This is a genomic window from Kineosporia sp. NBRC 101731 (assembly GCF_030269305.1).
In the GTDB taxonomy this organism is placed as follows: domain Bacteria; phylum Actinomycetota; class Actinomycetes; order Actinomycetales; family Kineosporiaceae; genus Kineosporia.
The window spans coordinates 599,463-619,541 of record NZ_BSTC01000003.1; the positions used below are offsets into that span (position 1 = coordinate 599,463).

General features: G+C 69.6%; 19 protein-coding genes. 5 read left to right on the forward strand and 14 right to left on the reverse strand.

Annotation, left to right across the window (positions count from 1 at the left end):
• Positions 1-256: 256 nt before the first annotated feature.
• The 3 genes from QSK05_RS36635 to QSK05_RS12670 are packed head-to-tail and all read left to right on the forward strand — an operon-like array spanning position 257 to position 2,207.
• Positions 257-478, forward strand: a complete 222-nt coding sequence (locus tag QSK05_RS36635; protein ID WP_285597340.1) for a hypothetical protein — start codon at positions 257-259, stop codon at positions 476-478.
• A gap of 46 nt (positions 479-524) precedes the next feature.
• Positions 525-1,526 carry an LLM class flavin-dependent oxidoreductase gene (locus tag QSK05_RS12665; protein WP_285597341.1) on the forward strand — a complete coding sequence of 334 codons (1,002 nt, stop codon included), beginning with the start codon at positions 525-527 and terminating at the stop codon, positions 1,524-1,526.
• 33 nt (positions 1,527-1,559) lie between these two features.
• Positions 1,560-2,207 (forward strand): phosphoribosylanthranilate isomerase, encoded by a 648-nt coding sequence (locus tag QSK05_RS12670; RefSeq protein WP_352301001.1) that lies wholly within the window; start codon positions 1,560-1,562, stop codon positions 2,205-2,207.
• On the opposite strand, the gene QSK05_RS12675 is transcribed toward QSK05_RS12670, so the two are convergent.
• From QSK05_RS12675 to QSK05_RS12725, 11 genes are all read right to left on the reverse strand, one after another.
• Positions 2,204-2,971, reverse strand: a complete 768-nt coding sequence (locus QSK05_RS12675; RefSeq protein WP_285597342.1) for an SDR family oxidoreductase — start codon at positions 2,969-2,971, stop codon at positions 2,204-2,206. The two genes, QSK05_RS12670 and QSK05_RS12675, sit on opposite strands and share 4 nt — an antisense overlap.
• 141 nt (positions 2,972-3,112) lie before the next feature.
• Positions 3,113-4,108, reverse strand: a complete 996-nt coding sequence (locus tag QSK05_RS12680) for a heme-binding protein (RefSeq protein ID WP_285597343.1) — start codon at positions 4,106-4,108, stop codon at positions 3,113-3,115.
• The gene (locus QSK05_RS12685) at positions 4,105-5,127 is read right to left on the reverse strand and encodes a sugar phosphate isomerase/epimerase family protein (RefSeq protein WP_285597344.1); all 1,023 of its coding nucleotides are present in this window, start codon (positions 5,125-5,127) and stop codon (positions 4,105-4,107) included. The genes QSK05_RS12680 and QSK05_RS12685 overlap by 4 nt, the downstream gene beginning before the upstream one ends.
• Before the next feature lie 4 nt (positions 5,128-5,131).
• The gene (iolE, locus tag QSK05_RS12690; RefSeq protein ID WP_285597345.1) at positions 5,132-6,040 is read right to left on the reverse strand and encodes a myo-inosose-2 dehydratase; all 909 of its coding nucleotides are present in this window, start codon (positions 6,038-6,040) and stop codon (positions 5,132-5,134) included.
• Between the two features lie 9 nt (positions 6,041-6,049).
• A complete protein-coding gene (locus tag QSK05_RS12695) occupies positions 6,050-6,544 on the reverse strand; it encodes a hypothetical protein (RefSeq protein WP_285597346.1) in 495 nt (164 codons plus the stop codon).
• Positions 6,541-7,665 carry a ferritin-like domain-containing protein gene (locus QSK05_RS12700; RefSeq protein ID WP_285597347.1) on the reverse strand — a complete coding sequence of 375 codons (1,125 nt, stop codon included), beginning with the start codon at positions 7,663-7,665 and terminating at the stop codon, positions 6,541-6,543. Before QSK05_RS12700 ends, QSK05_RS12695 begins: the two co-directional genes overlap by 4 nt.
• A 15-nt stretch (positions 7,666-7,680) precedes the next feature.
• Positions 7,681-9,558 carry a GMC family oxidoreductase gene (locus QSK05_RS12705; protein ID WP_285597348.1) on the reverse strand — a complete coding sequence of 626 codons (1,878 nt, stop codon included), beginning with the start codon at positions 9,556-9,558 and terminating at the stop codon, positions 7,681-7,683.
• Positions 9,559-9,588: 30 nt separating this feature from the next.
• Complete coding sequence (locus QSK05_RS12710) at positions 9,589-11,385, reverse strand: GMC family oxidoreductase (protein WP_285597349.1); 1,797 nt, start codon at positions 11,383-11,385, stop codon at positions 9,589-9,591.
• Positions 11,382-11,846 carry a hypothetical protein gene (locus QSK05_RS12715; protein WP_285597350.1) on the reverse strand — a complete coding sequence of 155 codons (465 nt, stop codon included), beginning with the start codon at positions 11,844-11,846 and terminating at the stop codon, positions 11,382-11,384. Before QSK05_RS12715 ends, QSK05_RS12710 begins: the two co-directional genes overlap by 4 nt.
• Entirely contained in the window at positions 11,839-13,242 is a 1,404-nt protein-coding gene (locus QSK05_RS12720) for a glycoside hydrolase family 15 protein (RefSeq protein ID WP_285597351.1), read from the reverse strand. The genes QSK05_RS12715 and QSK05_RS12720 overlap by 8 nt, the downstream gene beginning before the upstream one ends.
• Before the next feature lie 57 nt (positions 13,243-13,299).
• Positions 13,300-13,734, reverse strand: coding sequence for a lipocalin-like domain-containing protein (locus tag QSK05_RS12725; protein WP_285597352.1), 435 nt, complete (start codon positions 13,732-13,734; stop codon positions 13,300-13,302).
• 364 nt (positions 13,735-14,098) lie between these two features.
• Here QSK05_RS12725 and QSK05_RS12730 point away from each other — a divergent pair, with 364 nt between their 5' ends.
• Positions 14,099-14,779, forward strand: a complete 681-nt coding sequence (locus tag QSK05_RS12730) for a DUF1345 domain-containing protein (RefSeq protein ID WP_285597353.1) — start codon at positions 14,099-14,101, stop codon at positions 14,777-14,779.
• A gap of 39 nt (positions 14,780-14,818) precedes the next feature.
• On the opposite strand, the gene QSK05_RS12735 is transcribed toward QSK05_RS12730, so the two are convergent.
• Both QSK05_RS12735 and QSK05_RS12740 read right to left on the reverse strand, forming a co-directional pair.
• Positions 14,819-15,649, reverse strand: coding sequence for a GNAT family N-acetyltransferase (locus QSK05_RS12735; RefSeq protein WP_285597354.1), 831 nt, complete (start codon positions 15,647-15,649; stop codon positions 14,819-14,821).
• 164 nt (positions 15,650-15,813) lie between these two features.
• The gene (locus tag QSK05_RS12740; protein WP_285597355.1) at positions 15,814-17,712 is read right to left on the reverse strand and encodes a rhamnogalacturonan lyase; all 1,899 of its coding nucleotides are present in this window, start codon (positions 17,710-17,712) and stop codon (positions 15,814-15,816) included.
• 288 nt (positions 17,713-18,000) lie between these two features.
• Between QSK05_RS12740 and deoC the strand changes: the two genes are divergently transcribed.
• Positions 18,001-18,675 (forward strand): deoxyribose-phosphate aldolase, encoded by a 675-nt coding sequence (gene deoC, locus QSK05_RS12745; RefSeq protein WP_285597356.1) that lies wholly within the window; start codon positions 18,001-18,003, stop codon positions 18,673-18,675.
• Between the two features lie 23 nt (positions 18,676-18,698).
• Here deoC and QSK05_RS12750 read toward each other — a convergent pair whose 3' ends face one another.
• The gene (locus QSK05_RS12750; RefSeq protein ID WP_285597357.1) at positions 18,699-20,042 is read right to left on the reverse strand and encodes a hypothetical protein; all 1,344 of its coding nucleotides are present in this window, start codon (positions 20,040-20,042) and stop codon (positions 18,699-18,701) included.
• Positions 20,043-20,079 lie beyond the last annotated feature (37 nt).

Consider the following 20,079-nt stretch of genomic DNA (forward strand, 5'->3'; position numbering starts at 1 on the left):
CACACCCCGCCCTTCGACAAGGCGTGCGAAGCGCGCTGACTCATGCTATGACCGCGAAAATCGCTGCGGAACTCCAGGAAATCAGTGTGACTAAGACGAGTGTCACGTAACGCCGGAAGTTCTTTCGGCGATGTCTCCGAAACGCCTTGCTCCGGCGCGCTCCGGACCAGGTTCTCCGGTGGTCGCCGACCCCTGGGCCGGGCATATTTGTGGCGCAACAAAATTCACTTGGCTTGACACTCTGCAGACCCGGCCGGTGTTCGTGTACCGGATCCCGGCGGTGTTCTTCTTCGGGGTCGGGGTGGTGCCGGGGATGGTCGCCACCACTGTCTTCGCGATCCCGCCGGCCTGGGCTCCGTGGTCGTGCGCGGTATCAGCACCCCGGACGTCGGCGCGGGCGGTGGGTCGTTCCGCGGCCTCGCCCCGGTGGGCAGCGGATCCGGCTGCGGATATCGACGCGAACCCGGACGTCCCGTAATCTCTATTATCTTAGTAGAGAAACGGAAGGCGGTCCGAAACAGCGCATGCCGGTCATCAACTCCCTGGCGTTCCTGACTCCCGGAAACTTCGACGACGACGATCCGTACTCCGGTCTGGAAGACACCCTCCAGCTCTTCGAGTACGGCGAGGCCCTGGGCTTCGACGGTGGCTGGATCCGCCAGCGCCATCTGGAGCACGGGGTCGGCTCGGCGGCGGTGTTCCTGGCCGCGGCCGGTCAGCGCACCCGCCGCATCGAGCTCGGCACCGCCGTGATCCCGATCGGCTACGAGAGCCCGTTCCGCCTGGCCGAAGACCTGGCCCTGTCCGACGTGCTCTCGCGCGGGCGGCTGCAGCCCGGCTTCAGCGCGGGCGTGCCCCCGCACGCCGACCTGATGGGGCATCTGGTCTTCGACGGCGACTGGCGCACCTACGACCTGTCGTACGGGCGCATCGAGCGGCTCCTGGCGAACCTGCGGGGCGACTTCCTGGGCGACGACGACACCGTGATCCGCTCCCCGGGCAACGTGCAGCGACCCCGGCTCCAGCCCTACAGCCCGGGCCTGGCGAGCCGGGTCTGGTACGGCGGGGGCAGCACCCGTTCGGTGCGCTGGGCGGGGGAGCAGGGGCTGAACCTGCTCACCGGCAACATCGTGGCCGCGGAGCGGGAGACGTTCCTGCAGTCGCAGCTCCAGCTGGTGCGCGAGTACCGGCAGCTCTCGAGGGGCCGGGTGGCCCTGGGCCGGGTGATCCTGCCGTGGGACAGCGCCTCGCGAGCCACCCGCGAGCGCTACCGCGCGTACGGGGCGAGCCGGCACGAGCGCACCCTGGCCCCGGTCGAGATCGGCGGCCGGCGCATGCACATCGCCCCCGACCTGGTCGGCCCGAGCGACGAGATCCTCGAGCAGCTGCACGCCGATCCGGTGCTGGCCGAGGTCTCGGAACTGCGCCTGGAACTGCCCTACGAGTTCGTCCGGGAGGACTACGAGCAGATCCTGCGCGACACCACCGAGCTGATCGCTCCGGAACTGGGCTGGAAGGCGTCCTGACCGGGCCGGTCGGCACCCTGACAGAATGGCCCGGTGTTCGTGAAGATCTGTGGCCTGCGCGACCTCCCCTCAGCCCGCGTCGCGGTGGACGCCGGGGCCGATGCGATCGGTTTCGTCTACCACCCGGCCAGCCCGCGTCACGTCGAGCCGGCGCAGATCCGGTCGATGGTCGATGCACTGATGGTGGACGCGCGGGGTGACGTTCCGGTCGAGACCGTCCTGGTGGTGCGGGGCCGGCCGATCGAGGAGGTGCTGCGCGTGGCGCGGGAGAGTGGCGTGCGCACCGTCCAGTTCCACGGTGGTGAGCCCGACGCCGACCTGCAGCAGGCGGTGGACGCGGGGTTCACGGTGATGCGGGCCCTGTCGCTGGCCGAGTACGTCGCGGGCGGTTCCTCTGGGGGCACCTCCCGGCCCCCTGGGGGCCGGGGGACCTTCATTGATGCCCGTCTGCTCCTGGATGCCCCCGAACCCGGCCAGGGACAGCTCATGGAGGTCCCCGACCGGGCCCTCCTTCCCCGCACGCCGTGGATCCTGGCCGGTGGCCTGGGGGTCGACAACGTCCGGGCGCAGATCGAGAGTCTGCGCCCCGACGGTGTCGACGTGTCCAGCGGTGTGGAATCGGCGCGCGGGGTGAAGGATCACGCGAAGATCCGGCAGTTCATCGCGAACGCGCGCTCTTAACGACCCAGAGCCGCGAGGGCGCCGGAGAATCGGCTCAGCATCTGGTCGTAGATGCCGTTGACCACCGCGTGGCGCTGGGCCTCGACCCGCTGGACGGTGATCTCACGCGGCGTCGGCTGCTGGGAGAGCAGCCCCACCGACTCGTCGACGAAGTCCTGCAACGGCATGGCGTTCGGGTCGTTCTGCTGACTCTCGCCCATCAGTGTGGTGGCTACCAGCGGCGGGATCAGCTCGGTCACCTCCACACCGGTGCCGGCCAGCTGCTCCCGCAGCGATTCGGTGTAGGAGTGGATGCCCGCCTTCGTCGCCCCGTAGGCCGGCGTCAGAGGGAAGGGCACGAACGCGATGCCCGAGGTCACGGTGACGATCGTGCCCGCGCCACGCTGTAGGAAATGCGGGGTGAACGCGTCCACCACCCGGATGGTGCCGAGCAGGTTCGTCTCGACCGTGCGCCGGGTCGCTTCGAAATGGTCGGCCTTGCGCAGGTCTTCGGCGATCATGATGCCCGACATGGTGATCACGGCGCTCAGGTCGGGGTACTGCCCGAGCACCGTGTCGCGGGCGGCGGCCACGGAGGCGTCGTCGGTGACGTCGATCTCCACGGTGCCGATGCCCGGGTTCTGCGCGGCGATGGCGGCGAGCAGGTCGGCCCGGCGACCCCCGACGATGACGGTGCTACCGGCCGCGGCGAGCTTCTGCGCGATGCCGAGCCCGAGGCCGCTCGTGCCGCCGGCGATGAGAACGGTGCTGTGGTTGATGTCCATGGACAACAGCCTGCGGCGCTCGCGGGCCCGGTGGCAGAGTCCACTCATCCATGGATCAGCGGTCCCTGCCTGGGGAAGGTCGGCCTGATCGCGGGCCGCATCGTGCCGGCCTTCCCCGGTCAGAAGGCTTTCAGAAGGCGCTCAGAAAGCCTTGACCAGCGTGCCGACCGTGACGTGGGGCCAGCTCAGGCCGCGGAAGTTGAGCAGGGCGGTCTGGGCGTACTGCAGCTGCTGGTACTCGCGCCCGCCCGGCCCGACGATGCTCTGGATCGCGAACACCGAATTCAGGGTCGGATTGTCGGCATTGGCCGTGATGAAGGGGATGTTCGCGACCCCGCCGGTGGGCGGGGTGTTCGTGATCAGCCGGGTGATGTGCTGGATCTGCAGGCCCCGCAGGGCTGCCCGCAGCAGGGTGTTCGGGTCGTCCAGCACCGCCTGGGTGATGTTCGGGGGGACGGGCGAGGTGCGGAACGGCGATTCCTGGCCCAGGTCGTAGGCCGCGAACGGGTTGATCGTGCCGGGTGGTGGCACCGGGGAGCCGACCGGGAACGGCACGGTGTTGACCGGCGGGATGGTGGGGAGGCCGGGCATCTCCTCGTCCTCGGCGTGACCGAAGGCGCAGGCGGCGTTCCCGTGGGGGACGGTGGCCAGCCGGGCGATGCTGGGCCCCGACTCGGGTTGGGTGGTCGGCGGGATGGTCAGCCACAGACCGGGTTCGATGTGCAGGGCCTCACCGGTGATCGCGTCGGTGACCCGGTGCAGGTAGGTCACACCGAACATGGCGATGTCGCTCTGCAGGCTGCCCCGGTTGAACACCGGGGACCCGATCGAGGTGAACTCGATGGTCTCGCGTAACAGGTTGAGCTGCAAGAAGAAACCGTCGGGGTTGTCGGCGTCGAAGTCGGGTCGGGCGATCAGGCTGAACCCGGGCCCCTCCCAGATGCCGGGCAGGTCCTGCAGGGGCCCGAGCTCGTCCGAGACGGTGCGCTGGCGGGGCACGGCCCGGTAGCCGCTCTGTCGCGGAACACCGTGCAGCGGGCCGATCTGGGCCGGTTGCAGCAGGGCCGTGGTGGGGTCGCCGAGGGGAACGTGCGCCGGGTGGCTGAGCGGATCGGTGGGGGCGTCAACGGTGGTCATCGGTGTCCTTCCAGTGCGTTGTCCTTCCGGTGCACACGGGTGAGTTGTTTCTCGAGCTCCTCGATCGACTCGGCGGCCACCGTGTAGGCGTCCGGTGTCCCGGCGACCGGCTCGTCCTCACCGGGTACCCAGAACGTGCGGCGGGTCAGCCGCAACGTGGTCAGGAAGTCCGGTATCGCGTTGAAGATCTCGATCAGTAGAGGGCCCTGGTAGCGGGGTATCACGGTGTTCAGGAACACCTCCCAGGGAATCCAGCTGTCGCGCACCGCACCCCGGTCGGGCGGTGAGATCTGGACGTAGTTGAGGCGACCGGTGTCGGCCGCCTCCCGCACGGCCTGCTGGAACACCTCCGGCCCGCTGCTGCCGAGCACCACGTGGGCGCTGTCGACGCACACCCCGACCTGCCGGCTGGGAACGCCGTCGAGGAACCTCAGCACGTCTTCGACCTGGTTGGGCGCGGGTTGCTCCCAGTGGTCGACCGGCTCGATCGCGAGTCTCACCCCCCGGTCGGCCGCGTACGAGCCGAGCCGGTCGAGCACCGGCTGGGCGTTCGCGTACCGCGGCGGCAGCCAGTCCTGCAGGGCGTCGCTCCAGATCGGTTCGCCGAAGTCGGTGGTGGGGAACTGGTTGTAGGGAAACACGATCGGGCCGGCCATGACGTCGCCGCCCAGGGCCGCGGTGATGTCGACCCGCGACTTCAGGTAGTCCAGGGCGATCTCGCGCTGCTGCTCGTACGGCGAGGTGGGGTCGAACGTGCGCAGGGTGGCCACGTTGGTGGTGAAGCCGACGTCGTCCAGCCCGGCGGCGTCCAGGGCGCGCTTGAGGCCGACGTAGCTCTCCACCTCGTCACGGTGGTCGAGCACGGTCGGGTCGGGATGCACCGGAAGATCGAAACCACGGTATCCCAGGCGTTTCAGCTCCCGGATGTGTCGCACGACGACCTTGGTGTACTCCGGATCGGCCGGTCGCAGGTCGGTGGTGAACATGAAGAAGCTGAGGTAGATGTCCCGGTGCGTCATGCTGTCACCAGCCCAGGACGTCGCGCAGGTAACGCCGGGCCTTGAGGGCGTACTCCAGCGGGTTGGCCTTGGCCGGGTCCTGCTCGGCCTCGACCACCAGCCAGCCCTCGTACCCGGCATCGCCCAGGGCCTGCAGGATCGGCTCGAAATCGATCGAGCCGTCGCCCGGCACGGTGAACACGCCGTCTTCGATGCCCTGCTGGAACGAGAGATTCTCCTCGCGGACCCGGCTCACGATCGGTGGCCGGAGGTCTTTCAGATGAACGTGTTTGATGCGATCGGCGTGGGCTCTCACGGCGTCCAGCGGGTCATCGCCGGCGAATTGCAGATGCCCGGTGTCCAGGAGCAGGTTCACGAGCGCGGGATCGGTGCCGGCCAGGAGCCGGTCCACGTCGGCGCGGGTCATCACCCCGGTGCCCATGTGATGGTGGTAGCACAGCCGCATCCCGGCCTCGTTCGCGATCCGGCCCAGCCGGTTCAGGCCGTCGCACAAGCGGTCCCACTGGGCATCGTCGAACCGGGCGCGATTGGCGAACAGGGCCACCGGAAGGATGTGCGAGGTGTTGCCGAACTCGGCCACCACGATGTCGTGACCGCCGACGGCCTTGAGGAAGGTGAGCCGGTCCTCGAACGCGGCCACCGTCTGTTCCGTCATGCCGTCGATGGTGAAGTACGTGCTCACCCACGGCTCGGAGACCGTGAGGCCGCGCAGGTCCAGGGCGCTCTTCAGCTCGGCCGGGTCGGTCGGGTACTTGTGCCCGATGCTGCATCCCTGGAAGCCGGCCAGGGCCATCTCGCTCACGGCCTCGCCGAACGGGATGCCGATGTCGATGTCCGGGAAATCGTCGTTCCACCAGAGAGTCGGGGTGATACCGAGTTTCACCCGGTCGGGGGTGAGTTCCTTCACGGTCATGGCGGGCCCCTAACGGGCGAGGGAAGAGGGGATGGACGACGGGGGGAGGTGCGGGATGCGCGGTGGTTGCGCCCACGAGCCGTAGCCGGGGGCGCGGGCGCCGGGTGGGTTGCTCCCGACGGCGAACCAGAGCAGTCCGACCGCGTAGGCCTGCCCGGAGGCGGTGAAGGTGCCCTCGGTGCCCGGAACGCCGAACTGCGCTGTCCATTCCGGTGAGAGGTCGAACCAGGTCCCGGAGTACCAGAGCTTGATGATGTTCCGGGCGATGACGCCCAGCCGGGGGTCGTCCAGCACCGACTCGCCCAGCTGCCGGGCCCGTTTCTGCTCGTCGTCCAGCTCGGTGACGCTCTCCTGGTAGGTCCGCAGCAGGTCGTCGAGATTCTGCGACCCGACCACCCTTTCCACGGTGGAGTGGTAGGTCGGCGCCTGGCCCGTTCCCAGCAGGTCGAACTCGGTGAACCCGGTGACCTCTGAGGAGAAGGCGAGAAAGACGTCCATACTCATGCTCGGGCTCCCCGGTCGATGGGAATGCGCTCGAAGACGGGGGACGCGTTGACTCCCGGAACGCTCGGGTGCGGGTTGCGGATCAGCTGGTTGATGTCGTCGCGCAGACGGAACATCCACGGGACGGCGTCGAGCAGCCGGCTCGGGGCGCCGTTGTACGCCTGCGTCAGGTAGGCGAGGAAATCGGCGTAGGTCTGGTTGAAACGCTGCGCCGCCTCGAGAACCGGTGACCCCGGTGGGTAGTCGGCCAGCTCGGCGTTGATCGCGACCGGGTAGACGGCGTGGAAGTCGACGTCGAGGCCGGGGCCGCTGGGCCGGCCCGGGATGTCACCCTTCTGGTAGTAACGGGCGAGCTGGATCTGCTCGAAGCGGTAGTAGTGCGAGAGCTCGCCCTCGCCGTCGTAGATGCCACCGCCCATCCCCTCACCCTGCTCGGCGATCACGGTGAGGGCCCGCAGCGCGGTGGCCAGATCGACGACCGCCAGCGCCTCACCGCCGCCGGAGTAGAAGTACTCGGGTGTGATCTGCCAGGAGGCATTGCCCACGAACAGTTCCCGGCCCTCCTCGCGGAAGGTGCGGTCGAGGTAGCGCAGACCGCGCTCGATCTCGTCGTAGAACTCACCGATGCTGTAGTAGCGCACACTCGGGTCGAGCGGGCTGGCGGCCAGTACGGTGCCGACACCGAGCTCACTCGCATCGGGGCAGGGCAGGAGGCGGCTCTCTTCGGTCGGTGCCTTGGCCGGGCGCTCGATGTTGAGGAACGTGGTGACGGCCGCCTGCGAGAACGGCTGCACGTCGACCAGGAAGTCGATCTCACCGCTGGGCAGGTGCGCAGGATAGTTGGGCACGAAGTCGTCGGCCGTCAGGTCGACGTGCAGGCCGATCGCGTTCATCACGTTGGCGACCAGGGTCAGGTGCAGCATCTCCTCGACCGCCACCACCCGGATCACGTGCTGGGCGTCCGAGTTGCTGCCCGGGTGCAGTGAGTACAGAGCGGTCAGGTACGGCGGGATCGTGGCGTGCTCCAGACGCAGAGCGGCGTTCAGGTACGCCTCGAGGTCGGACAGACGGTGGATCTCGCCCGGGAGGCGGTCTTCCTTGATCAGGGTGTGCTGGGTCATCGCGACGCCAATCGGTTAGACGGTGGCCAGGGCGAGCGGCTGGTCCTGCTGCTGGAGTTCCCGGTGCAGGTGCCGGGCGGTGCGCAGGCAGAGCGCGGCCGCCGTCAGGGTGATGTTGGCCGTGCCGATCGTCGGCATGCTGCCGCCACCGACGAGGTAGAGGTTGGCGTGCTCCCAGCTGCGCTGGGCGGGGTCCACCACGGAGGTGCCCGGACTGCTGCCCATGATGTGGGTGCCGGCCAGGTGGTTGCCGCCGAGGATGCGGTAGCCCTGGTCCTCGAACTCCACGTAACCGTACTCCTGCGGCCGGTACTCGGTGTGGTCCTCGACCCCGAGCTGCGCGAACAGCCGGCGGGACAGGTGCCGGGCGAAGGCCGCCCCCTTCATCGAGTAGTCGGGCACCGAGAACGAGATCACCGGGCGCAGGTTGCCCAGCTGGTCGCGGTACTGCGGGTCGACGGTGACGGTGTTGTACCGCTCGGGCAGGACCTCGATCATGTGGGCGAGCAGCAGCTGGCGGCTCACCTGGTCGACGAGGGCCCGGCGCAGGTCGAAACCGTGGGCGCCCTCGTCCACGATCCGGATCAGGTCGGAGACCGGTGATCCGGTGGCCCAGCCCCAGCCGTCATTGTGGATGTCGACGCTGAAACTGGCCTGGTCCCGGCGGAAGGCACCACCGCGCAGGTCGACGATGCCGGACGTGCAGTTGGTGCCGCGCCCGGTGCCCGCGATCTCGGGCAGCAGGCCCCAGGTGAGCAGGTAGGCGTGGTCCATCAGGTTGCGGCCGATCAGGTCGCTGCGGGTCTGCAGGCCCGAGGCGAGCATCAGCCGTGCGTTCTCGATCGCGTTCGTGGCCAGCACGTAGGTCCGGCCGCGGGCGTAACCGGTCTCGTACTCCACCGATGCGGGGTCACGGTAGCGCCGGTACTCGATCTGCGTGACCCGCCCGTTCTCGGGGTCGGTGTGCACCTGATAGGCCACGGCCTGGGTGAGTATCTCGACGCCACGCTGCAGGGCCTTGGAGAGGGTCTTGCCGGCGTGGTACTTCGCCTGTACCGGGCACAGCGGCACGCAGTTGTTGTTGCCCTGGCAGCGTTCTCCCTCCTCGACCTGGGTGGTACTGACCGCACCCACCGGCACGAAGCCCCGGCCGTTGTCGTACGCCGGGTTCGGGATGCCGTTGCGGCCCTGGGGGAACGGCCGCACCCTCAGGGAGAACTCGTGCCCGCCGAGCTCGACCTTGGTGCCGTCGACGTCGCGGGCCACCACCCGGTCGAGGTAGGACTGCGGCAGGCCCCGCATCGGGTACACGTAGTCGCGGGGGAACGTCATGCCGAGGTACTGCTGGTCCTCCACCTCGGCGCAGACGCCGATCTCCCTCTCGACCTCCCGGTAGTCCGGTTCCAGATCGGCGTACCCCAGGGGCCATCGCGGCCCCTGCTCGTAACGCTCGGCGAGTTCGAAGTCCTCCGGGAGCATCCGCAGGATCTTGGCCTCCCAGTGCATCGTCGTGCCGCCCAGCACCCTGGTGTAGGTGGTGTCGGTGGAGTGCGGCCCGTTCTGCACGAGGTAGCCGTCGGTGTTGGGCTCACCGGGTACCAGAGGACGCGCGTCGGAGCTGCGCGGCATCGGCACGGTCGGGGTCACCGGGTAGGGGGACTGGTTGTCCTTGACAGCCGCGGCGTAGAACTCGTTGAGGTAGGCCTCGTAGTCCTTGATACCCATGTCACCGGCCGGGCCGGCCTCGAGCACGAGCACCGAGCGGCCTTCCCGGCTGAGGTGGTCGGCCATGAGCGCCCCGCAGATCCCACCACCCACGATCACGACGTCGTAGACGGTCTCGGCGACCGCGGCCGGGGTGGTGCGAACACCGGCCCCCTGAGGAAAAATCACGGCGGTTCCCTTCATCTCACAAAGGTCTGCTCAATCACGGAGTGTGGCGAGAACGTGCCCGGCGGTGCGCAGTGTCAGTGCGGCCATCGTCAGCGTGGGGTTGGACGTGCCCATGGTGGGGAAACTGCCCGACCCGACGACGAAGAGGTTCGGGTGCGCCCAGCTGCGCTGGGTGTCGTCCACGACGGAATCACCGGCGTGGGAGCCCATCACATGGGTACCAGCGAAATGTCCCATGCCGTGGTAGTGGTACTCCTCGCCCTGGTAGGTGACCGACGGGAACCAGGCGCCGCCCTCGTCCTGGGAGTGGTCCTCGATCCCCGCCCGCGCGAACATCTGCCGGTACACCTGGCGGCCGGCGGCCATCCCGGCCCGGGTGTAGTCGTCGATGCTGTAACGGATCACCGGACGCGGGTTGCCGAGCTGGTCGGGGTGGCCGGTGTCGAGGGTGACCGTGTTGGCCGGGTCGTGCAGCTGCTCCACCGCGACCGAGAAGCGGACCTGGCGCGGCAGGGTCTGCTGCAGGTGCTCGCGCAGGGCGTCGCCGTACAGGCCCTGCCGCACGGCGGTGGCCACGTCGGAGTCAGGGGCACCGGTGGTGGCCCGCCAGCCGTCGTTGCCGATGTCGAAGCGGAAGGCCGCGTGCTGCGCCCGGAAGTCGCCACCGCGCAGGTCGTCGATCCCGGCCGTGGACTGCGGACCGCGGAAGGCCCCGACCGGTACCGGGCTGAGACCCCAGGCGTAGAGGGCCGGATGGTCCATCAGGCCCTGCCCGATCCCGGTGCCGCCCAGGTGCGAGGCCAGCATGATCTTGGCGTTCTCCACGGCGTGCGCGGCCAGCACGTAGATCCGGCCGGTCGCGGTGTGCACGGTGTGCCGGGAGGAGTCGGGCTCGTCGTAGTGCTGGTACTCCAGCCCGGTCACGGCACCGTTCACCGGATCGACGAGCACCTTCGAGACCACGCTCTGCGTGCGGATCTCCAGCCGGCGCCGGTCGGCCTGGGCCAGGCTCTTCTGGGCGTTGTACTTGGCCTGGACCGGGCAGATCGGGGTGCAGGAGGTGTTGCCCTGACAGCGCTGGCCCAGGCCCCGGTGCAGGGACAGTTCCTCCCCGGGCTCACCGACCGCGCCGGCCGGGCGGTACCCGGCCCGCGGGAGCGAGTTACGGGCCGCCGGGTACCCACGCACCTTCAGGCTGTACGAGGCCTGCCCGAGCCGGATCGCCAGGCCGTCCACCGACTTCGCCAGGATCTGGTCCGAATAGCTCGGCGGCAGGCGCTGCATCGGGAAGTCGTAGCCGTCGGCGAAGGTGATGCCCAGATGGGCCTGCTCCGCGACGTCGGCCGCGACGCCGAGTTCGAACTCGGCCTCGCGGTAGAACGGTTCCAGGTCGTCGTAGCCGATCGGCCAGTCGCGCCCGACCCCGTGCCGGGTGCGCAGGGCGAAGTCCTCGGGCAGCATCCGCAGGCACACCCCGAGCCAGTGCAGGGTGGATCCGCCCAGGGTGCGGGAGTAGCTGCTGCCGAACCGGTCCGGGCCGTCCTGGACGAAGTAGCCGTCGGCGAGCCGGACGTCGGCGGTGTCGGGCTGCGGGGCACCCACGGTCGCGGGCCAGGGCGACTCGACGTTCTTGCTGGTGGCCGTGAAGAACGTCTCCAGGTGCTGGTGGTAGCTCTCGTACTCCCAGGCGCTTCCGCGACCGGCCTCCAGCACGAGTACCGTCACCCCCTCCTGGGTCAGGCGTTTCGCGAGCAGCGCCCCGTTGACGCCACCCCCGACGATGACGACGTCCGCGTCCGGGCGGTCGGGCGTGCCGTTGTCGCTCATGCCACGCTCCGGCGCAGGAGAGGTGATGCGCCCGGGGCCAGAACGTCGGGCGGCAACGCCCACGCCCCGAACCCCTGCTGGTAGGCGCCGGCCGGGTGGGCCCCGGCTGCGACCCACTGCAGGCCGCTGCGGTAGGCCTCCGCCGAGATCACCCGGTGGGTATCGAAGGCGCAGGTGCCGTGGCGTTCGCGCCAGTCGTCGGGCAGGGGTGTCCAGGTGCCGCAGTACCACAGCAGGACGAGGTTGCGGGCCACCGGACCGAGGTCCGGGTCGGCGAGAATCTGCGGGGGCGGTTGGTTCTCGGCGGCGGCCCGGAGAACCCGGAGCAGGACGTCTGCGGGCAGGACCTGCTCCAGGGTGCTCCGGTAGACCTCTGCCATACCGGTCCCGAGCAACTGGAAGTGACTGAAACCGGTGAGGGAGACCGAGAGGTCGAGAAAGGCGTCCACCGGGTCAGCCATTGACCGTCAGGCCGGTCCGGGCCCGCACCGCGGACAGGTAGGAGGCGTAACTCCAGGTCAGGTTGCGTACGCTGCGGCAGTAACCGTTCGTGCCGTCGAACTGCTCGCTGAGTTCGAGGTTGTCGCTGTGGTAGATCACGGCCTGCAGCATCCGGTCGCCGGCCTGTTCCAGGGCGGCGACGGCCTCGGCCGGGGTCGTGTCGCCGGTGACCCCGACCTGGGCGAAGAACGGGGCGGAGAGATCGTCGTAGGGCAGCGACCCCAGGGCCCGCACACCGTCGGCGAGCCGGTAGTACAGCTCGGCGAAATTGTTCGTGGTCAGGGCCCAGGGATGACCGCCCTGCACGTGGTCGGACATGTCGCCGTCGTAGGTGTCGCCCGGGTAGCGGCCCAGCATCGGCCCGATCCCCAGGTCGGCATCAGCCAGGTTCACCGGGTACACCGAGGCCGAGGCCGGGTCCGACCACTGCTGCCGCAGCAGGGCGGCCGTGGCCAGGAGCCGGGTGTCGGTCAGGGGGACCGCGCCGTAGACGGCCGCCATCACGATGTCGATGTTCGGGTCGTAACCACCGCCGGCCGGGTCGGACGGCGGCTGATCGTCGGTGATGAGGCTCAGGTACCGGGTGCCGTCCCAGTGCTGCGACAGGGCGTTCTCCAGCCAGTCGGCGGCCTCACCGAGACCCTCGGGCACCGGCACGCCCACGGTGTTGGCCGAGATCTCGCGCAGGGCGCGCAGTTGCACCGCCCGGGCGAAGAACGAGTAGCCGGAGTGCTCCTCCCAGAGATTGGTGGTCGGCGCCCGGTAGGTCCCCAGGAGGAAGTCGAGGTTGCGGGCGATCACCTGCCGGGCCAGGTTCCGCGTCGGATCGTCGAGCTGGCCGAAGGCCGCCAGGATCGCCGAGGTCTGCAGGGCCGGACCGTCGTTCTGCTCGGTCCACGGCCGGGACTGGCCCTCGATGGTGAAACAGGCGTGGGCCAGGGTCGGGATCGCGTTGCCCTGGCAGATCGAGGCGAAGCGCACGTAGTCCTCGAGGGATTCGACCCCGGTGCCGTCACGCGTCGGTAGCTTCGCCGCGGCGATCTCGAGGGCCACGATCGCCGCGTCGCGGGTCCAGTTGAACACGTAGTCCTGGTCGACACCGGGGGAGTTGGCCGGGTAGGAGGGTGCCGCGATCACGGCACCGGGGGTGGAGAAACGGCCGGGGTCGGCCGGGTCGGTGAACAGGAAACCGTCACTGGCCACGTTGCGCAGCATCAGCGTGAACATGTGCTGGGCGATGGTCCGGAAGTTGCTGTGGTGCACCACCGAGCTGATGTGTTCCGCGCTGAGCTCCGCGTACCCGTTGGCTGCCCGGGCCCGGACATGGGTGCCGGGTTCCAGGATCGTTGCCGTCATCTCGGACTCCTTCGTGGTGGGCGCGCAGGCGCTCAACCCTCGTTGTGATATGCGGCGTCACCGGCTCCCGGCGCGCTCCCACGACATCTCGTTGACCACCACCGAACCGTCCGGCAGGCTGGTCGGCAGGGTGCGCAGAACGAGCCGGCCGACCTCGATCGTGTAGGGGCGTTCCTGCTGCGCGCCCGACCAGTTCGGGTACGAGCTGCCCTCGACGAGATGGGTGACGGTGTCGTCGGTGAAGGTGTACCCGCCGAAGTAGGCCAGGTACCCCGAGTAGGCAGCCGCACGTTCCTGCGGGCTACCGCCGAGCGGGTCGGTGGTCGCCAGCGGGCTGCGTCGTTCGCCGGTCATCTGGACGGCCATCCGCCCGCCGGGAGCGTAGATCAGGATCCCGGACGCGGCGGGCCCCAGGGGAAAGGATGCCGAGGCGTCCTGGCTCAGGCGCCGCCAGCTGATGAGTTTCCATGTGCCAAGCAAGGTTTCGGTCACGACATCCCCTTCGGGGGAGAGGCGCTGCCGGAAGGTGTGGGCAGTCCTTCGTCCCGCCGCGGTCTGATCTTGAATCCGGCGCGGCGGGATGAACAACCGCAAAGCCTGCGCAACGGCCGGGGCGTTCACCTGAACGCTGCGGGCACCTGACCGGTCGGCCTACGAAAAGCGTTGCAGGGAGGCTGTTCGTGTGAGCACGTTACCGTCTTCGGTGCACTGGGCGACCGCAGTGGTACAACGCGTGTGTTTGCCGCTGTGCCAAGGTGTCCGCTAGCTTCCGTTCGTCCTGATTGCTATTGAGGCATCCGGTGCCGAGCCGGGCCGACCATCAAGGAAGACCATCACCGTGACTCAGGAAACGCTCATGGCCTCCCGCCCCGTCGCCCACCGCGCTCCGTGGCCGAGCCGGCTTCTCGACGTGGTGCTGCTCCTGTCGACCCTGGCCACCTGCCTGGCGGTGTTGTGGGGCGGTGCGGACAGCGACAGTAACGATGAGCTCAGCAACGGAAGTCTGCTGCTCTTCCTGCTGGCGACGCAGTGGATCCTCATCGGCCTGCTGTGGACGCTGGTGCGCGTGCGTCGCATCCGTCAGGCCCGCAAGGGCGATACCCGGTGGTCCTCGCGTCTGGCCGGAGGTCGGGCGACGCGGATGATCGTGGCGCTCACCGCCGTCATCGTGATCGACAGCGGCTTCAACATTGCCTTCTGGAGGGGCGACGACCTGAACGCGGTCGTCATCCGCTTCACCAGTATGGCCATGGTCCTGGTCGCCTGGACGATCCTGCAACTGGCCTACGCCGAGCGATACGCCCGCCTGGATCTCGAGAACACCGCGCAACCGGCGCATCTGGAGTTCCCGGCCACCGCGCAGCCGACACTTCTCGAGTACGCCTACTTCTCCTTCACCGTCGGCAGCACCTTCGGTACCTCCGACGTCTCCGTGCAGACCAGCCGCATGCGCGGCATCGTGCTCTGCCACGGTCTGCTCTCGTTCGTCTACAACACCGCAGTCCTCGGCATGGTGCTGAGTCTCATCTCCGGCTAGTCCTCGGGGTAGCTCTGGCCGACGCCGTGGAGTGGGTCGTCATCTGACGTAAGTGATCTGCAGGAAGTCGGTCTCGGGCTCGAAACCCAGCCGGCGGTAGAGGGCATTGCTCGTGGGGTTCGCCAGGTCGGTGAAGAGCACGACGGTGGTGGCGCCCGCACTGATGGTGCGGCGGATGCTCGCGGTCACCGCACCCGCGGCGTACCCCTTGCCGCGCAACGACGGTGGTGTGTACACGGACGTGACGCGGGAGGCGCCACCGGTGGGGACGGTGGTGCCGGCGAGCGAGACCGGGTGCCCGTCCACCTCCCACAGGGTCAGTGACCCGGTGGCGATGCGGTCGTCGACCGAGGCCGGCAGGTCGACGACGGCACCGGTCTCCTCGCCGAACGCGCGGAACCAGTCCAGCAGCAGACCCCGGTCCGGCGCCGTGGCCGTGCGGGCGGAACCGGTGGGCCACGGGTAGGGCTTGATCAGCTGTTCGAGGCGGAAGAGTTTCTGTGCCATCTCGCCGGCGCGCTGCCGGTCTGTGCGTGCCTCCCAGGTCGCGGTGAACTCCTCGACCGTGGCCCGGGGACCCTGCACCGCCTGGACGGGGGCTCCCCGGTCGGCCAGTTCGACGGCCAGGGGCCGGGCGGCTCCGGGAGGGAGAGAGCCGAGGATCAGGGTGCGGATGGTCGTGAGCAGGTAGCTTCCGGTCACGACGCCGCCGGGCTCCTGCCACCAGCCACCCGTGTGAGCTGGGCCGTCCGGCTCCAGGGCCCGGGAGCTGAGGCTCAGGAAGAGGGTGTGCCGGGCGCGATCGGCGGCCCACAGGCCGCCGGCGGCGCGCACGACGGCGGGCAGGGATTCTGCGGTGCGCCAGGCCATGCCCACTTTCTACCGGAGAAGGACCGGTGGGCGCCGCCGCTTTTCGAAAGGAGGGCCACCCGGTCCGGCGCCATGCCGGGAGGGCCCACCCCCGTGAGTGGGCCCTCCCGCGTCCGGTGACTCGTCCCCTGTTGTGGGCTGTTGTGGGCTGCGCTGGCTTGTTGTCAGTTGCCCAGGTAGAAGCTGGTGTGCGGCGGCTGGTTGTAGGCCACGTTCTGCCAGGCGATGCCGAGCCGGTACACCGGGTCGCGCATCAGGGTGCGGAACCCGTGCCGGCTGGGGTAGGGCGTGGTGTACAGACGCAGCGCGGTGCTGTCGTCGGTGCGCCAGAGCACCTCCTCGCGCCAGTCGCCGAGGAGGTCGGCCTGGAGCGAGGGCGTGCCCTTGGTGTGGTTGTTCGAGAGCGTGCCGGTGGCCGTCAGCAGGTTCTTCGTGGTCTGCGTGGCCGGGTCCCACTGACCGATCGTGCCCACCCCGGTCTCGGTGGTGGCGTCCCAGGTGTGGTCGAGCAGTTCGCGGGACAGGTCGCCGTCCCACCAGATCGCGAAGTTCGCCGACGGGATGCTGTTCGAGATCAGCTCGCCCTGGGCGCTGAACAGCCAGCCGGTGGGGGAGTTCCAGGCGCCGTTCACGGCCCAGACCTCCTCACCCGGGTAGGCGGGGTCGATGTCGGCGGAAAGGCCCCGCCCGGTGTCGATCCCGGTGTTCTGGCCGAAGAGGATCTCGCCGGTGCGGGCGTCGTGCATCTCCAGGCCGTATGCCGCGCTCTTCGACTCGTGCACCCCGAACACCTCCAGCCCGGGCCGTTCCGGATCCAGGTCGCCGACGTGCAGCGCGTCGCCGTGCCCCAGGCCGGTGCTGTACAGCACGCTTCCGTCGTCGTCCAGAGTCAGTGAACCGTAGACAATCTCGTCCCGGCCGTCGTCGTCGACATCGGCCACGGAGAGTTCGTGGTTGCCCTGGCCCTCATACTGCTTGCCGGCCTCATTGCTGTCGAACGTCCAGCGCTGCGTCAGTTTCCCGTCCCGCCAGTCGTAGGCCACCAGTACGGTGCGGGTGTAGTAGCCGCGGGCCATGACGAAACTGGGTCGCTGGCCGTCCAGGTAGGCCACCCCGGCCAGGAACCGGTCGACCCGGTTGCCGTACCCGTCGCCCCAGCCGGTGACCGTGCCGCGCGGCGGCTGGTAGTCGGTGGTGCTCAGGGCCCGGCCGGTGCGGCCCTCGAACACGGTCAGGAACTCGGGCCCGGTCAGCACGTATCCGGCGGTGTTGCGGTGGTCGGCCGCGGCGTCACCGATCACGGTGCCCGCACCGTCCACCGTGCCGTCCGCGGTCTTGGCCACGATCTCCGAACGCCCGTCGCCGTCCAGGTCGTAGACCAGGAACTGGGTGTAATGCGCTCCGGCCCGGATGTTCTTGCCCATGCCGATGCGCCAGAGCTTCTGGCCGGTCAGCTCGTAGGCGTCCAGGTAGACCTCACCGGTCACCCCGGACTGCGAGTTGTCCTTGGAGACCGCCGGGTCCCACTTCAGCACGATCTCGTACCGGCCGTCGCCGTCCAGGTCGCCCACGCTCGCGTCGTTGGCCTTGTAACCCTCGCCCGGCTTGTCCAGCGGGATGTCGAGAGCGTTGCTGCCCCAGGCCTTCACCGCGGCCGTGCGGGCGCCGCCGACCGGCTGGATCGCGTAGCGGTCACCGGCCCGGCCCCGGGCGTCGGTGTAGTTGGACCGCCCGCTGACCGGCTTCTTCGTGATCAGCCGGCCGTTGCGGTAGACCAGGAACGCCGGGTCCTTCGCCGTCAGCAACCGCCAGCTGACCAGCACCCCGTCGTCCGTCGGCACGGCCACCAGCCCGCGGTCCAGCTTCTCGGCCTGGCGTCCGTCGACCAGGGGCGGCTTCGCCATGGTGGACGTCGTGGTCAGGGCGGTGGGGCTGGTTGCGGTAGACGTTGCGGTGGACGTCGCGGTGGACGTCGCGGTGGTCGCGGCCGCCGTCGACAGCGGGCCGGTCGTGACCGCGAGCAGGGCCGCGATCCCGATGCCGACACGTTTCTTCCAGGCCATGGTTCTCCTCCGGGTACGTCGCTGTACGCAGGAAAGCGCTTTCCCGCCGGCCCTGAAAAGACGGCTCGCCAGGATGTCTGACGGCCGTTGGGTCTGCGGGTGGAGCGTGAGGCAGGTCGGTGGAGCGTGAGTAGGGGAGCGTGGGTAGGGCAGGCGGCCGGTGTCGGGACGGCCGATGTCCGTTTCGTGCGCCAACCTAAGCTGCGTTGCGTGACTCGTCAAGAACGATCCGCGACGAGGTGCCGATCGTCTCCCGGCGGCTCCCGGCGGCCCCGTAGGCTGAGAGCCATGACCGAGAACCTCGCCACTTACATCGACCAGACGCTGCTCAAGCCGGAAGCCACGCCCGACGACGTGCGCAAACTCGTCGCCGACGCCCGGGAGCTCGCCGTGTTCGGTGTGTGCGTGTCGCCGTCCCTGGTGACCGTCGCCAAGGAGGCCGCGGCCGGTTCGGATCTCGCGGTCGTGACGGTGTGCGGTTTCCCCAGCGGCGCCCACAGCGCGGCGGTGAAGGCCGACGAGGCGAAGCGCTCCGTCGCCGAGGGGGCGGACGAGATCGACATGGTGATCAATGTCGGCGCCGCGGTGTCCGGCGACTACGCCACGACCGAGCAGGAGATTGCCGCCGTCCGGGCCGCCGTCCCCGCCCCGCACCTGCTCAAGGTGATCGTCGAGTCGGCCGCCCTGACCGACGAGCAGCTCACCGCCGTGTGCCGGGCGGCGACCCGGGCCGGCGCCGACTTCGTGAAGACCTCCACCGGTTTCCACCCGACCGGCGGCGCCACCGTGCACGCCGTCGAGGTGATGCGCGCGGCCATCGGCCCGCAGGTGCGGATCAAGGCTTCCGGCGGCATCCGCACCCTCGAGGACGCCGAGGCGATGATCGCCGCCGGCGCCACCCGGCTCGGCCTGTCGTCGGCGCGCTCCGTGCTCGAGGGCAAGGCCTCGACGAGCGCCTACTAGAAAAGATCATGCCGTCCCCCGACCTACGGCCGGGAGGGGCCCCCAGTTCCCCGGGAAACGTCGGCATGATCACGGCAGAAGGGCGTGAGCAGCACCAAGGCCCCTGCCGTGACGTAGAGCGTCGGGGACAGGGCATTCCCCAGCGCCTCGTACCCCTGGAGCAGCACAGTGGCTCCGAACAGCGCACCGATGGCCCAGACCACCTGCAGCACACCGACAGCCCCGGCCGCCCCGGCCACCGGCAGGAGGCGCAGGGCGGTCTGGGTCACGGCGGCGATCCCGAGCCCCGCCCCCAGCCCGAGCAACGTCGTTCCGCCGATCAGCGTCCACCAGGCGCCGTCGTGCGTGGCCGCGAGCCAGGCGCAGGCCGCCGCCATGACCACGAAACCGGCCGGGAGCAGCCGGCGCGGGGTGGTCGGCAGGATGCCCAGCACCCCGCCGCCCGCGGTGGCGACGGCCAGGCAGAGCATGACCCGGGGGTACTCGTCACCGGCCGAGGAGGCGACGAGTAGCGGGACGAGAAGCACTGGCACACCGTGGAGTCCAAGGGCCAGCGGGAGGGGCGCCCAGGGTCGGCGGACCGCGGGCAGATAGCGTCGCCCGACCCGCAGCAGTCCCGGAGTGACGACGAGAACGGCTGCCTTCCAGGGGCTGTCGACCCAGAACAGGGCGGCCAGGGTCAGGACGCCGGTGCCGCCCAGTAACAGGATCCCGACAGCGCCCGGCCGCACCGGCGTGACCGGCCAGCCCGGTGACGTCAGCGTGAACCAGGCCACCAGCAGCGCCACGACGGTGAACGCCACAGCGGTCCAGGGCAGGAAGCCGGGGCCGAGGTCGACCCCGGGCGGCACGGCGAGCACCCGGTCACCGTAGTACCGCAGCGGCGCCGCCAGCAGCGGCGCGGCTACGGCCACCGCCGCCACGGCCCCGGCCGCGGTGTGGCCCGCGGCCTCGTGCGCCGAGGCCACGCAGGCCGGGATCACCGCCAGGGCCAGGCTCGACAGTGCCGAACCGGCCACCACCAGGGGGTGGTTCGTGGCCAGGGCGACCAGGAGGGTCCCGGCCAGCACGAGCAGCAGAACGATCAGGACGGTGCGCCGGCGTCGGGTGCCGACACCGATCCGGCTCACCACCGGCACCAGCAGGACCCCGGGCAGGAACTGGGCAGCCGACTGCCAGCGCACCTGGCCCACGGTGGTGGGCAGCTCGTCCGACAGCGCCGACAGCGCCGACAGCGCCGACAGGGCCGGCCCGGCGGTGACGACCGAGGCCAGCAGTGCGAGCACGCCGATCAGGAACACCCGGGTCGCCGGGCCGAGTGGGTCCCGGGAGGCGTGCTTGGCTCGTCCGGCCGCTGCCATCGACATCCGTGCTGCTCCAGACCTCGTCGGTGAGGCCTGAGCA

Bases quoted from the DNA above. Each gene is read 5' to 3' on its own strand.
- QSK05_RS12730 (WP_285597353.1), top strand. From the start codon at position 14,099: ATGGCCTCCCGCCCCGTCGCCCACCGCGCTCCGTGGCCGAGCCGGCTT.
- QSK05_RS12740 (WP_285597355.1), bottom strand. From the start codon at position 17,712: ATGGCCTGGAAGAAACGTGTCGGCATCGGGATCGCGGCCCTGCTCGCG.
- QSK05_RS12675 (WP_285597342.1), bottom strand. From the start codon at position 2,971: ATGGACATCAACCACAGCACCGTTCTCATCGCCGGCGGCACGAGCGGC.
- QSK05_RS12700 (WP_285597347.1), bottom strand. From the start codon at position 7,665: ATGACCCAGCACACCCTGATCAAGGAAGACCGCCTCCCGGGCGAGATC.
- QSK05_RS12695 (WP_285597346.1), bottom strand. From the start codon at position 6,544: ATGAGTATGGACGTCTTTCTCGCCTTCTCCTCAGAGGTCACCGGGTTC.
- QSK05_RS12685 (WP_285597344.1), bottom strand. From the start codon at position 5,127: ATGACGCACCGGGACATCTACCTCAGCTTCTTCATGTTCACCACCGAC.
- QSK05_RS12735 (WP_285597354.1), bottom strand. From the start codon at position 15,649: ATGGCCTGGCGCACCGCAGAATCCCTGCCCGCCGTCGTGCGCGCCGCC.
- QSK05_RS12715 (WP_285597350.1), bottom strand. From the start codon at position 11,846: ATGGCTGACCCGGTGGACGCCTTTCTCGACCTCTCGGTCTCCCTCACC.
- iolE (WP_285597345.1), bottom strand. From the start codon at position 6,040: ATGACCGTGAAGGAACTCACCCCCGACCGGGTGAAACTCGGTATCACC.
- deoC (WP_285597356.1), top strand. From the start codon at position 18,001: ATGACCGAGAACCTCGCCACTTACATCGACCAGACGCTGCTCAAGCCG.
- QSK05_RS12750 (WP_285597357.1), bottom strand. From the start codon at position 20,042: ATGTCGATGGCAGCGGCCGGACGAGCCAAGCACGCCTCCCGGGACCCA.
- QSK05_RS12665 (WP_285597341.1), top strand. From the start codon at position 525: ATGCCGGTCATCAACTCCCTGGCGTTCCTGACTCCCGGAAACTTCGAC.
- QSK05_RS12720 (WP_285597351.1), bottom strand. From the start codon at position 13,242: ATGACGGCAACGATCCTGGAACCCGGCACCCATGTCCGGGCCCGGGCA.
- QSK05_RS12680 (WP_285597343.1), bottom strand. From the start codon at position 4,108: ATGACCACCGTTGACGCCCCCACCGATCCGCTCAGCCACCCGGCGCAC.
- QSK05_RS12710 (WP_285597349.1), bottom strand. From the start codon at position 11,385: ATGAGCGACAACGGCACGCCCGACCGCCCGGACGCGGACGTCGTCATC.